This window comes from Methanothermobacter sp. THM-1 (assembly GCF_009914355.1).
GTDB lineage: Archaea > Methanobacteriota > Methanobacteria > Methanobacteriales > Methanothermobacteraceae > Methanothermobacter > Methanothermobacter wolfei.
This window is the reverse complement of record NZ_CP044013.1, coordinates 863,620-876,497: the sequence shown is the minus strand read 5'-3', so window position 1 is coordinate 876,497 and position 12,878 is coordinate 863,620. Positions and strand designations below refer to the sequence as shown.

At 50.6% G+C, this 12,878-nt stretch carries 14 protein-coding genes and 1 pseudogene; 6 read left to right on the top strand and 9 right to left on the bottom strand.

What is annotated here, in order from left to right:
* Window positions 1-61: 61 nt before the first annotated feature.
* From FZP57_RS04520 to FZP57_RS04505, 4 genes and pseudogenes are all read right to left on the bottom strand, one after another.
* Window positions 62-1,186 carry a 3-dehydroquinate synthase II gene (locus FZP57_RS04520; protein ID WP_191216587.1) on the bottom strand — a complete coding sequence of 375 codons (1,125 nt, stop codon included), beginning with the start codon at window positions 1,184-1,186 and terminating at the stop codon, window positions 62-64.
* Between the two features lie 2 nt (window positions 1,187-1,188).
* Window positions 1,189-1,989, bottom strand: coding sequence for a 2-amino-3,7-dideoxy-D-threo-hept-6-ulosonate synthase (locus FZP57_RS04515; RefSeq protein WP_074358966.1), 801 nt, complete (start codon window positions 1,987-1,989; stop codon window positions 1,189-1,191).
* Window positions 1,979-2,529 (bottom strand): annotated as a pseudogene (locus tag FZP57_RS04510) (class I SAM-dependent methyltransferase). The gene FZP57_RS04515 and the pseudogene FZP57_RS04510 overlap by 11 nt, the downstream one beginning before the upstream one ends.
* A 226-nt stretch (window positions 2,530-2,755) precedes the next feature.
* A complete protein-coding gene (locus tag FZP57_RS04505; protein WP_074358964.1) occupies window positions 2,756-3,619 on the bottom strand; it encodes a pantoate kinase in 864 nt (287 codons plus the stop codon).
* 79 nt (window positions 3,620-3,698) lie between these two features.
* Between FZP57_RS04505 and FZP57_RS04500 the strand changes: the two genes are divergently transcribed.
* A complete protein-coding gene (locus FZP57_RS04500; protein WP_074358963.1) occupies window positions 3,699-4,364 on the top strand; it encodes a histidinol phosphate phosphatase domain-containing protein in 666 nt (221 codons plus the stop codon).
* Between the two features lie 179 nt (window positions 4,365-4,543).
* Here the strand turns inward: FZP57_RS04500 and FZP57_RS09415 are convergent, their stop codons facing one another.
* Window positions 4,544-5,155, bottom strand: coding sequence for an Ig-like domain-containing protein (locus tag FZP57_RS09415; protein WP_238337825.1), 612 nt, complete (start codon window positions 5,153-5,155; stop codon window positions 4,544-4,546).
* Window positions 5,156-5,206: 51 nt separating this feature from the next.
* A complete protein-coding gene (locus FZP57_RS09410) occupies window positions 5,207-5,386 on the bottom strand; it encodes a hypothetical protein (protein WP_238337824.1) in 180 nt (59 codons plus the stop codon).
* Between the two features lie 306 nt (window positions 5,387-5,692).
* On the opposite strand from FZP57_RS09410, the gene FZP57_RS04490 reads away from it, so the two are divergent.
* A complete protein-coding gene (locus FZP57_RS04490; protein ID WP_074358962.1) occupies window positions 5,693-6,646 on the top strand; it encodes a zinc metalloprotease HtpX in 954 nt (317 codons plus the stop codon).
* 188 nt (window positions 6,647-6,834) lie between these two features.
* On the opposite strand, the gene FZP57_RS04485 is transcribed toward FZP57_RS04490, so the two are convergent.
* Together FZP57_RS04485 and aroD are read right to left on the bottom strand one after the other, a co-directional pair.
* Window positions 6,835-7,449 (bottom strand): S24/S26 family peptidase, encoded by a 615-nt coding sequence (locus FZP57_RS04485; protein WP_074358961.1) that lies wholly within the window; start codon window positions 7,447-7,449, stop codon window positions 6,835-6,837.
* A 1-nt stretch (window position 7,450) separates the two neighbouring features.
* On the bottom strand, window positions 7,451-8,119 hold the full coding sequence (aroD, locus tag FZP57_RS04480; RefSeq protein WP_074358960.1) for a type I 3-dehydroquinate dehydratase: 669 nt from the start codon (window positions 8,117-8,119) through the stop codon (window positions 7,451-7,453).
* Window positions 8,120-8,308: 189 nt separating this feature from the next.
* Between aroD and FZP57_RS04475 the strand changes: the two genes are divergently transcribed.
* From FZP57_RS04475 to FZP57_RS04460, 4 genes are all read left to right on the top strand, one after another.
* Complete coding sequence (locus FZP57_RS04475; protein WP_074358959.1) at window positions 8,309-9,037, top strand: hypothetical protein; 729 nt, start codon at window positions 8,309-8,311, stop codon at window positions 9,035-9,037.
* A 113-nt stretch (window positions 9,038-9,150) separates the two neighbouring features.
* Window positions 9,151-10,011, top strand: a complete 861-nt coding sequence (gene sucD / locus FZP57_RS04470) for a succinate--CoA ligase subunit alpha (protein WP_074358958.1) — start codon at window positions 9,151-9,153, stop codon at window positions 10,009-10,011.
* A gap of 53 nt (window positions 10,012-10,064) precedes the next feature.
* Window positions 10,065-11,258 carry a hydroxymethylglutaryl-CoA reductase (NADPH) gene (hmgA, locus tag FZP57_RS04465; RefSeq protein ID WP_074358957.1) on the top strand — a complete coding sequence of 398 codons (1,194 nt, stop codon included), beginning with the start codon at window positions 10,065-10,067 and terminating at the stop codon, window positions 11,256-11,258.
* Between the two features lie 109 nt (window positions 11,259-11,367).
* Window positions 11,368-11,946 carry a TIGR00267 family protein gene (locus FZP57_RS04460; protein WP_074359753.1) on the top strand — a complete coding sequence of 193 codons (579 nt, stop codon included), beginning with the start codon at window positions 11,368-11,370 and terminating at the stop codon, window positions 11,944-11,946.
* Between the two features lie 96 nt (window positions 11,947-12,042).
* Here the strand turns inward: FZP57_RS04460 and FZP57_RS04455 are convergent, their stop codons facing one another.
* Window positions 12,043-12,876 (bottom strand): TatD family hydrolase, encoded by an 834-nt coding sequence (locus FZP57_RS04455; RefSeq protein ID WP_191215972.1) that lies wholly within the window; start codon window positions 12,874-12,876, stop codon window positions 12,043-12,045.
* Window positions 12,877-12,878 lie beyond the last annotated feature (2 nt).

Below are 12,878 nucleotides of genomic sequence, written 5' to 3'. Positions count from 1 at the left end.
GTTAGGCACCATCACCTCAAGCCATTATTCATGTTTGATGGTCCTTACGCTGCAAGGTGGTTCACTTCTCAATTATGGTCTCGGTGATGGCCATGCCGAAGTGCCTTGCTGAGTCCTCAAAGTAAACAAGGACCCTGTCTCCCTCAGATATTTCGCTGACAGAGACAGCTTCCCCCTTATCATTCACGAGTCTTATGGTTTCAGCGTTCTGGAGGAGCGTCCTCACACGTCTATCCTCGTACTCTGCTTCAACGAGTATCAGGGGCCTCTTCTCTATTTTAACCCTTCCAACCACAGCGACCCGTGACCTGCCCTTGGAGTCAACCACCAGGACCTCATCGCCGGTTTCAAGCTCTGAAAGGTACTTTGTCTTCCCTCCGGGGGTCATGACGTAGGCCTGGACCGGTCCTGCGTTGACACGGAAGGGCCTTGATGCCACGTATTCGCTTTCAAGGGACTCGCTGTGGACAAGGAAGAGTCCACCGGAGTAGCTTCCAACCAGCATGCCCTCGCCGGGGACCATCATTGAACATGTGTCCACACAGACCCTGTCACCTGAACCAACAGGCTCCACACGGGTAACTGTCGCCGGTTTGAGGCTGTACTTTTCGCTTTCAATCTCCTCAAGGAGTTCTGCTATGGCCTTTATCTGTGATATTTCTGCAGGTTCTATAAGGACACCGTCTGTGCCGTGTTCAAGGGTTTCAAGGGCCACCCTGGCCTCCTCTTCATCAGCCACGGCCGCCACGAGTTTAACATCCTCGCCCTGAAGGTCCGCGATTATGTTCTCAAGGGGGATGATCTTCCAGTCCTCACCCACCAGTATCAGGTAGTCCACCGTGCGCCCAAGTCGCCTTGCAAGTTCCTCATGGGCCTTGCTCCTTATCTCAACATAGGCGGCAACCCTCTTACCCTCACCCTTGAGTTCGAATGCTATTTCAGCGTCCCTTGAGTATTCAAGGGATTCCGGGAGTTCAAGGGTCCCGTCACCCTCACCGTTAATCCCTACAAGGACTATGTCGGCATCCTCATCGGGTGATATGATGGTGAGGTTTCCAAGTTTCCTTATCTTCTCTGCATCTGAAACATCAACGATGTGGTCTATCCCTGATTCAAGGGCGGCTGTTATGAAGGTCTTCTTCTCATCCCAGTAGGTGTCGGGTGCCATTAACCAGGCGAATTTCATCCTCAATCGCCACCCCTGAGTATCTTAACGGCCTCTTCAACCTCAATCCCCTCATGGACTATCCCTGCAATGGCCCTTGTCATTTTTTCAGGCGAATCTGCCTGGAAGATGTTCCTTCCTATTGCTACACCGGCTCCTCCAGCGTCAACGGAGTTTTTAACCATCTGGAGGAGTTCCTCCTCGGTTTCAATCTTAGGGCCCCCTGCAATGACCACCGGGACGGGGCATCCCTTCACAACCTCCCTGAAGGTTTCAGGGTCACCTGTGTAGTTTGTCTTTATTATGTCTGCTCCGAGCTCAGCGCCTGCACGCGCTGCCAGTTTAACAACTTCAGGGTCGTGTTCATCCTTTATCTTCTCACCCCTGGGGTACATCATGGCTATGAGGGGCATTCCCCAGTCGTCACAGATCTCGGCAACGGTACCCAGCTTTATGAGCATCTCAGGCTCCCTCTCAGAGCCAACATTCACATGGACAGAGACGGCGTCAGCACCGAGTTTAAGGGCCTTCTCCACCGAGGTGACGAGCACCTTATGGTTCGGGTCAGGGCCAAGGCCCGTGCTTGCAGAGAGATGTATTATAAGTCCAATATCCCTCCCGTATCCCCTGTGGCCGCTTTTAACCATCCCCTTGTGCATGAGGACGGCGTTGGCACCGCCACTTGCCACGTCATCTATGGTGCCTGCCATGTCTATTATTCCACGGACGGGTCCGATGGATACACCGTGGTCAAGGGGCACTATAACGGTCCTGCCGGTTTTCCGGTTTATTATCCTCTCAATTCTAATCCTTTTACCTATCATCAGCACCCTCCTTGTAGATCCTGCTGGACCAGAGTTTGAATTCCCTGAGCCGAGGGGGATGCCGGCATCCCCGCTTGACTCAAGCCATCCATACCTTGAGGTGATTGACTCTTCAGTCATGGATGAGCATACAAAGTCCAGGAGTCCCCGGTTCCTTATTATCGAGGTCCCTGGTTTAAGTGTGGATGACCATATGAAGTAGACCTTGAAGGTTGTATCAGGGTGATAACCACCGCCAAGGTCCACGCTGAGGACATCACAGGATTCAATCATTTCACAGACCCTTTCAAGGGTTTCATGAAGTCTAACATCCCCTGATATGAATTCAACGTTCCCTGTCTTCCTGCTGAGGTCCTCCATTATGCTGATGGCTTCGGGACTGTTATCTATGGCTATGACCCTTCCCTCGGGTACAAGGTCTGAGATGATGCGGGTGGAGTTCCCCACATGGCATCCCAGTTCCACCACTGTGTGGTGGGGTTCAAGGATCTCCCTGAGGACCTTCCTGTAAACATTGATGTCATAGGTTATCCTGATCATCGGATCACTTCTTTCCTTCTGTGATAGGGTCCGGTCACTGGACTGGTTCCTTTTTCCTTGCCACTACTTTCATGGTCCTTCCTACCGATACTATGGCGCTGACCACCCATATAGTTTCCCTTTCATGGGTGATCACACCCCATAACTTTTTATAACCTTCTAATTTAAAGTGGTTTCCCCTTAAATCCACATATATGTTCATTATAATCAGTAATGGCCTCCAGATTCAGTCTATGAACCTTGCACCTGAAAAGTCGATCCCTGATACCGTCGCACCTTCAATTTCAGTGTCAGGGTTCTCTGAGAGTGCGAACACCGTGTTGCCGAGCATGGCCATTGAGGCCCCGACTGTATCCTCAGCCATTGAATCAGCCATCTCCCTGAGTTCAGGGTTTATAAGTCCTGTTCTCTCTGCGAATTCACGTGAGAGCCTCATGAAAAGTTCAGGGGAGGGTTCCTTCAGGAGTTTCTTCATCATCCCCGAGGCCGTCCTGTTTATGCGCTCCACGTGGCCGGCATCGGTGATTATGGATGATGTGTCAAGCTCGCCAAGGGTCAGGGATATGACATGGAGGCCCTGGTCAACTATACGGTCCGTCACACCATAGCCTGGGGGTCCCTCCCTTGTCCTTATAACGATGCCCCCTGTGAGTTCAGCTATAAGGTCTCCGAGGCCTGTCCCAAGCTCCACCTCCACCCTGTGGGCGATTGCACCTGCAGTGTTCACGGTTACCGGCAGTTCAAGTTCCCTTACAGCTGCAAGGATGGTTCCAAGTGCACAGGCAGCCGATGTCCCGAAACCGCACCCCACAGGGACCTGGATTTTATGGCAGACCTTGATACCGCCCCTGAAACCGGTATGCTCCCTTAGCAGTTCAACCGCCCTGCGGGTGACGGGGTCATCCTTAACGGTTCTTCCGTTTATCACGACCCTGGTTTTATCCTCAGACCTTAACGCCCTGACCCGGGTCATGACACCCCTGTCAAGGACAACGCCGGCCCCCCGGGACCCTGTCCTGAGGGGGTCATCCTTCCTTATGATTTCAAAGAAGCCTGTTATGTGTGATGGTACAAAGACAGCAGCCTTCATTTAAATACTTCCATGAACAGAATCTAACTGTTAGGTGATATATTCATAAGGTAATATAATTGTTAGGAGGGGCATTAAAATTAGGAAGAGGATAGATCTCCACACCCACAGCCTTCTGAGTGATGGCGAGCTCCTGCCATCTGAACTGGCAAGGAGGGCGTGTGTACTTGGACATGAGGCAATCGCGGTAACGGACCATGTGGATGCATCAAACATAGGCACCATCGAGGGGCTTATAGATGCCGTGTCCGATATAAGTGATAACTGGGACATCAATGTGGTCCCCGGGGCTGAGATAACCCATGCCCCTGTTGAGATAATTGATAAACTTGCTGTGAGGGCAAGGAGGCTGGGGGCTGAGGTTATAGTTGTCCACGGGGAGACCCTCGTGGAGCCGGTGATACCCGGGACCAACCATGCAGCCGTTAACTGTCCAGAGGTTGATATACTGGCCCACCCAGGGCTTATAAGTGTGGAGGATGCTGAAGCTGCACTTGAGAATGATGTCACCCTTGAGATAAGCGCAAGGAAGGGGCACTGCCTTGGTAACGGTCATGTGGCGGTCACAGCAAGGGAGGTTGGTGTGCCTGTTGTCATTGACACGGACACCCATGCACCCGGGGACCTGCTTGATTATGACATGGCAGAGAAGGTGGGCCTCGGGGCCGGGTTAACAGAATCTGAGGTTGAGGATGCCCTGGTAAGGAACCCCCGGAGGATACTTAAAAGGAATGGTATTCTGTAGGGGATTGGGTTTTTTTAGTTATAAGAAAGGTTTTTATTTTTTCTGTTTCTTTTCTGAGGAATGGTGTTCTGTAGGGGTGTGGAATCTGTTTTATTTGGAAGAAGGTGTTTTTTCTGTTTCTTTTCTGAGGAATAGGATTCTGCATGTGAACAGAATCCCTTTACTGATAAAAAAAGTTTTTATTTTCTCCCTGTCCTGAAACTGACGCTCCAGGTTTTTATCGGGGAGCTGCCTTTCACGGCCTCGAAAGGAACTGTGAGGGTGTAAGATGTGTTTTTACTGAGCATGGATGGTTTTATATAGAGCGTGTTACCCTTCACCCATTTTTTAATGTAGACCCTTCGACCGCGCTGGTTTTTAAGTACGATCCGGTTCCAGTTTTTGCCACTGCTGATCCTCTCTGAGAATCTCACCTTTATCATGGTTCTTCGTGGAGTGATTGCACCAGTGGTGGGGTAACTTGATATGACCTTTGTTTCACTGACACTCACCCTTTTAAGGCTGTCAAGGGATTCTATTAACATTGCAGCTTCGCAGAGCTTCCTTTCAGAGGTGTCGTAGGCGTAGGCCTCATATATGATGGTACTGTATCCCATGGATGCGATGGGTATGGTGACGTAGGCCGGACTTGTGGATTGTGGAGGTGTGTAAATCCTGAGGAATGGCATCCTTGATACAATCTGGTTTCCATAGTTCATGGTGGCGGTACCCTTTGATATGGGGTATATGAACCTTGGATACGCGTATCCACTTTCCATGTAACGGTTTTCATGACAGTCAACAACAAGCATGGGTTTTTCATTCCCATAGTATGAGACAAAGTCTCCAGCCTCCCTTGAGTGTCAACAACAAGCATGGGTTTTTTCATTCCTGACATCAGGTACCACGAAGTCCCTTGCAGGGAGCTGACCCCTCATAGGCCCTCCTGAGAAGCTCAGGGGGTTTCGTGTAACATGTACATGATACACGTATCTCTTCTTCAGTTTGCTCTTCCTTAACTGGTATTTTAGGGCGTTATGCACACAGTATTCCCCGGGTGGACGTCTATTATGATTGCTATGGTTTCATTGGAGCTCTTGTTTCAAGAGTGCTCCTTTTCCATGCAGCCATAGTTTCCCTCACCAATCTTAACTGCATGTGAGCAGCCAGCAAGTGCAAATACAATCAGGATTATACCCAGTCTCAGGTTATTCACCACATCACCCCCAAACATTTATATGGTGTTTCTCGTTGATAAACCAGGTTAATAAAACACGAAAAATTTATATTAGCCTTGAATAAAATAACAGTTTGTAACTAATATTTGCTGAACGGAGGAAAACCCCAAAATGAGAAAACTCAGCACATGGAAACTTAAACTCAGAATGTTCCTTGCCACAGCACTCCTATTTGGAATAATCTACGCCATACTGATTGCCATAGGAGCCTTCATGGGCTTTGGAGGCCCCCTCTTCTACGCCCTCCTGGGCCTTGGAATAGTATTCATCCAGTACCTCATATCCCCCAAGATAGTGGAACTCACCATGAACGTACACTACGTTACAGAGGCGGAGGCCCCGAGGCTCCATGCCATGGTGTCGGAACTTGCAATGAACGCAGGGATACCAAAACCAAGGGTTGGTATAGCTGAGATAGACGTGCCGAATGCCTTCGCCTTCGGAAGAAGCAAATCAGATGGAAGGGTGTGTGTAACAAGGGGTATACTCAACCTCCTTGATGAGGAGGAACTCAGGGCAGTCCTCGGACATGAAATATCCCACATAAAGCACAGTGACATGATAGTAATGACCCTTGTGAGTGCGGTTCCACTCATATGCTACTACATCTTCTGGAGCACACTCTACAGCAGGGACGATGATGCAAGCCTGATTGGCCTTGCAGCGCTACTGGCATACTTCCTTGGCCAGCTCATAGTCCTCTTCATCTCAAGGACCAGGGAGTACTATGCGGACCAGGGGAGCATTGAAATTGGGGGTCAGCCCCACAAACTTGCAAGTGCACTCTACAAGCTGGTCTATGGATCTGCAAGGTTTGACAGGGACGACCTCAAGCAAATTGAAGGCGTGAAGGCCTTCTTCCTCAACGACGTCACGGATGCCAGGAACGAGATCAACGACCTCAGACAGCTTGACATGGACATGGATGGGACCATAAGTCCAGGGGAACTCCAGAGACTGAAGTACACAGGCGTCAGGGTCGGTGCAGGTGCAAGGATACTTGAACTCATATCAACACACCCGAACATGCTTAAAAGGATACAGAGGCTCTCTGAGTTTACTTAGGGAACCTTAATCTGTTAAGAAGATACGGAGGCTCTCTGAGTTTACTTAGGGAACATTTCAATCCTTGGACATGCTTCTGGAGTTCACCAGGGGAACATTTTAATTTTTAAGCAGATTCAGAAGGAGATTCCATCCACATACACTTATATTTAAAAAAAATGAAATCAGAAAAATAGGTAAGGAGCTTCTCAGTACTTCTTCACAACACCAACAATGGCTGAGCGTGGCACCCATGTATTCAGGGGTGTCCTCACAATCACTGAGGTTGGAGTGTAGATTCGCTCCACCTTCTTGTTATCACTCATGAGGTAGACCCTTGATCCTTCAATCTTACCCACCCTCTTTACTATGAGGCCATATTCGGGGTGCTTTGCGATTACAATGTCACCGACCCTGTAATCATCGGTTTTAAGCACTATGAGTTCCTGTCCATCCCTGAGTGTCGGGTACATTGAGTCACCGCTCACAACCGCGGGCATCGGCAGCTGGTCGACACCGAACTGGGATTCTATCCTCACATCAATCTTCCTGTAACCGTACTCTTTAGCTATTTCCTTCACATCAGCCTTTATCGAATCAACGGTACTGTCAGGGTCGTTGATCACATCCGCCATGTAATTACCGATCTCCTGCTCCATTGCAGTAGGGGCACTTGTGAACATCATTGTCCTGGCCTCAACTGTAATGTTAACCCCATCCGTCTTTATGGTGATATCGACCGCATCGGCGTTCTCAGCATAATAAAATATGCCTGCAGCTGCAATCAGGATAACCGCGATAAGAGCAACAGCCAGCTTCTTCATTCTAATCATCCTCCAGTATCAGGTTCTCGATAAGGGTCCGTGTCCTTTCAAGGTCCATCTGCCCGGGGGCTGTTGAGGCATCAAGGGATGCGAAGGTTATGGGTGAGCCGAAGAGGGCGCAGACGGCCCTGGTGTAGCTGCCCATCTCCCCCATGGATATGGCGATGGTTTCATCCTCAACTGCAAGTAACTGGAGAACCACCAGGGTATCTGCCATGTTTTCTGGCATCACAGCCACCTTTGCCATGTTCCCCAGTTCCTTTTCCATTTTGACAATCCTCAGCAGGGCATCAAGGGATGGTGTTTCATTGAAGTTGTGGTAGGAAATTATACTCCTCTCGGCCTTCCCTGTAACCCTCATGATGTGCTCCTGGTCCGTTCTCAGTTCGACATCAACATAATCAGCAGCCTCTGCAGCGGCCTCAAGGAGGACTATCCTTTCATCCTCACCACCCCTGTACTGGCCGCCCTCTGATGGCGGCCTGCAGGTTGCTATCACCGGAAACCCTATATCATCTATCAGTTCCTTCACAGAGTCAGGGTCAGGTTCTCTGAGGGTGTCAATTCTTATTTCAAGGAGATCAGCCCCCTTATCAATGGCTCTGCCTGCTGATTCAAGTGCAAGTTCAGGTGTTCTTTCGGATACTGGGACGCAGATCCTGGTTTTCATTTTAAATGGTTCTCCTTCCTTATGGTTATCTGAGAAATAAAGATTTTCTGCAAATCTATATATGTCCTTTGCGGTAATAAAATTTTACATATCCCTCATGGGCCATCACATTCTCACTGAAGAAGGGTGATTTCTTTGAATGTGAAACCTATTTATCTCTTCACTCTAAATTAGGTTAAGGTGATTTCTTTGAAGATAACTTCAATAGGCGCAGACATATCTGACAATGATACGAGCTGCAGCATGGAACTTATAAGGTCACTGGAGGCCTCCATACCAGGTCTCCTTGATGCAGGTGCAGAGGGCGCAGCACTGACAAACATAACAGGGGATGATGTGGTAATAAGCGCCTTCGTACCCGATGATAAACTTGAAACCGTCAACAGGGCAATAGTTGAGATACTGAGGGATTCATCAGAGAGTCTTGGGGACCTTGAAGGCATATCAGATGAACCCGATGGTGCAGGGGAGGGCATATCATATGCCGAGGCGGTGATAAGGCAGGACCGCTACCCCGATGCAGTTATACTCGCCTTCGATACCTATGGTGGTGAGGACTTTGTTGCTGACGTTGCAAATTCAGCAATAGAAGCCGCGAGGGGTATGGGGGGTGTTACCGATGTCAGTGATGAGATAGCTCCAGGGGTCAGGGAAATCCCCGGTGTGGGCTATGTTTCAGATAAGACAGATGACCCTGTGGTTGTTGCGACCATAGAGGACATTGAGAGCGTTGGTGTCGCAGCAGGGGCAATGATCGGGGCAGCCCTTGGACACAAGAACGTCTACCTGGTGAAGAGGGGGTCGCCCTCCTATGTTATACCCGGAAGCGTGATAGTATCTGCAACAGCATTCCTTAACGGTAATCTCATAGACCTTGCAGTGCCCTTTGAGGAGAGGACGAGGATACTCAGGGTATGAAAGAACAGGAATCAATCCGCAGCGCGCCCCGGTTTTAGGGTCTCACAGGACCTGTGTATATAGAGAAATAATTATTATTATGTCCATCCAATATACTCTGGAGGGGATCTATCATGATACTGCTTGATGAAGATACCAGATGCCTGGTTCAGGGCATAACAGGTAAACAGGGATCATTTCACACTGAACAGATGCTTGAATACGGTACAAGAATCGTTGCAGGCGTAACACCCGGGAAGGGTGGTCAAGAATTCCTGGGCCTCAACGTCTACAACTCGGTCGAGGAGGTCACCGAGGAGATGGATGTCAACGCGTCCATAATATTCGTACCGGCACCCTTTGCAAAGGACGCGGCCTTTGAGTCAATAAGGCACCTTGACCTTGTTGTTATCATCACAGAGCACATACCGGTCCACGACTCGATGCAGATAATGGAGTACGCAAGGAGGATGGGTAAGACTGTTATAGGTCCCAACACTCCGGGCATAATAACACCAGGTGTGGGTAAGCTTGGCATCATGCCAACCCACATATTTGATGAGGGCAGGATAGGGATAGTCTCAAGGAGCGGCACCCTCACCTATGAATTCGCCGCCCAGCTCACCGAGGCGGGCTTCGGCCAGAGCACATGTGTGGGTATAGGCGGAGACCCTGTAACCGGGCTTGGATTCATTGACGTCCTTGAAAAATTCGAGGAGGACCCTGATACAGACGCAGTGGTCCTCATAGGCGAGATAGGTGGTGATGCAGAGGAAAGGGCCGCCGATTACATAAGGGAGCACATGTCAAAACCGGTCCTTGCCTTCATCTCAGGCGCAACAGCCCCGCCGGGTAAACGGATGGGCCATGCTGGTGCAATAATCGAGGGTGGAAAGGGAACCGCCAGAAGCAAGAGGGAGGCCCTTGAGGCTGCAGGGGCTGTGGTGGTTGACCAGCCCTCAGCAGTGGTGGAACATATCAGGGAGATCCTTTAGGGCTCTCATGTTACTTGATGAAAAACTTTAGCTGATTGGAGGGTTGGTTTATCATGTCACTTATTGATGATCTTCTAAATGGAAGGATGAAACTCCATGAACTTGAGAGGCACCTCCCGGCTGATGAGGCCGTCAGGGTAAGGAGGGAGTTCATAGAAAGGGTCTCGGGGGCCAGCTTAAGGCACATAGCAAATTACAGTATAGACATGGAGAGGGCCTCCGCAAGGAACATAGAGAACCCTGTGGGCGTAATCCAGATACCCCTCGGGGTTGCAGGGCCCCTTAAGATAAATGGTGAGCACGCTGATGGAAGCTACTACGTACCCCTGGCAACATCTGAGGGCGCCCTGGTTGCATCGGTAAACAGGGGCTGCTCCGTCATCACGGCTTCAGGCGGGGCCACCGTGAGGGTAACAGGGGACTGCATGACCCGGGCCCCGGTTATAAAGACTGGTTCTGTTGCAGAGGCCCTTGAACTGAGGAAATGGATGCAGGATAACATTGAAGCCCTCAGGGAGGAGGCGGAGTCAACTACACGACACGGTAAACTCCTCAAGATAGACCCCATCATCGTGGTGGGATCCTACGTCTACCCCCGTTTTGTATACAGTACAGGTGACAGTATGGGGATGAACATGGTCACCATAGCCACAGAGAAGGCCCTTGAACTCCTCACAGAGAAGACCGGAGCCCATGTCATAGCCCTCAGCGGAAACGCCTGTGTTGATAAGAAACCATCAGCCCTTAACCTTGTTGAGGGTAGGGGTAAGAGCCTTGTTGCCGAGGTCACGGTACCCGGGGAAACTGTTGAGAGGGTGCTGAAGGCAACACCGGAGTCGATAGCTGAGGTTAACACAGCAAAGAACCTTGTTGGGTCTGCAGCTGCAGGGAACATGGGGTTCAACGCCCACTACGCCAATATCATAGGTGCAGTATTCCTTGCCACGGGGCAGGACGAGGCCCATATAGTTGAGGGTAGCCTTGGCGTTACCCTTGCAGAGGAACGTGATGGGGACCTCTACTTTTCGGTGTCCCTCCCCGATGTCCCCCTGGCAACCGTCGGGGGCGGTACCGGACTTGAAACAGCCTCCGAGTGCCTTGACATAATGGGTGTGAGGGGTTCGGGTAAGGTCCATGAGTTTGCAGAGATCGTTGGCGGCGCCGTGCTTGCAGGGGAGCTTTCACTTATGGGCGCCCTTGCAGCGGGACACCTTGCACGTGCCCACAGGGACCTTGGAAGGGGATAGGATCTGCTGATGGATTTATGGTGTCTGAGGATGGAGCCGGGAAGGTCATGACGGGTCCCCTGTGAATTGAAGGAAATATGCTCTTAAGTCATGCGTGGTGAAGGTTATGATGGATCTGCGTGAATTTATAAGGGAATACATCAATATGAGCCGCTATGTGGCGCTTGGAACCCTTGATGGTGTCCTTGCAGTTATGGGGGTCACCCTCACAGCCAGTGGAGTTGCCGGTGCAGGGGGATTTGCGGTTGACAACTACCTGATAGGCCTGACGGGTCTAAGCGGAGGCATAGCCCTGGCGCTCTCCAACGCCTTCGGTTCATTTATCGGGGAAAGGGCGGAGGAGACAAGGACCATGAGGGAACTTGAAAGGAAGATGATGATGGCTGAGGGTAAACTGGACGATACCATAATCCACCAGCAGGCAAGGAGGAGGGTCTACATGAGCATGTTCACCCATGGGTTCTCAAGCTTCATGGGGGCCTTTGTACCCGTACTCCCCTTCCTTCTGATACCTGACCGGGTCACGGCAACCATGGTCACGGTCATACTATGCCTGATAGCCCTGGTGGGCCTTGGCCTATACCTTGGACGTGTTTCAAGGGAGAACATCTACAAAACAAGCCTTGAGATCGTTATTATAGGCATACTGATAGGCATTGTAAGCTTCATACTGGGAGGATCCCATTAAAAAAAGGGTATTCTTTTATTTGGGGTGGAGTTAAGCTTGTTTTATCAGATCAAGAAAGGGTATTCTTTTATTTGGGGTGGAGTTAAGCTTGTTTTATCAGATCCCGTAGAGACCCTCAACGGTGTCCTGGTGTATCCTGTATGCATCCTCCTCACTGAATATCCCCTTATCCAGGAACTCAAGGGTCCTCCTTGGCACGGTCTTTGGTCCCAGGACGGCTCCAGGTCTTCCCCTGTCATCCAGGTAGTCTGTCTCCATGAGGAAGCAGCCACCCTTCTCTATACCCTTTTTCACCACATCTCTTGATGCTATCAGGGATGGGGTTAGTCCATGGTTCTCCTCCCTCCTGGTGCAGGGCCCTGAGAAGTGCTTTATCACCATGGACCTCCTGATCCCTGCCCTGTCAGCCATCTCTGCAAACTCCCTGAACTCCTCCGGCCCGGAGCTCTCGGTGTGGAGCTGTACCGGACAGGAGGCTTCGGCTGCGAATTCCATGGCAAGGAGCATGAGCCTGTTGTGGGCCTCCAGTTCCTCCTCACCCACAGGGTAGTGGGGCCTTCCAACCTCACCTATGGCAACGGCCCTCCCCTCGAGTACAAGGGACCTTGCATACTCAAGGCCCTCCATTATCATCTCCTCAGCCTCCCTGAGTTCCTTACCGGCCTCAAGGAGCCTTGATAGCTCTGCAGGGTGGAGGCCGACGACCGCGTATGCATCAACCTCAGTCTCCCTGTTTATGATGTCAACGTACTTCAGTACGGTGTCCATGGTCTTCCTGTAGTCTGTCCCGGCATTCACGGTCCATGACGGCTTGTTGGGTATTATCATCCTCCTGCCGCCGGCCCTCTGGAACTTCCTGGCCACCTCCAGGGGGCCCTCACCATTAATTGCATCAACATGTATATGGTTGTCTGTGATTGGTATGTCCATGG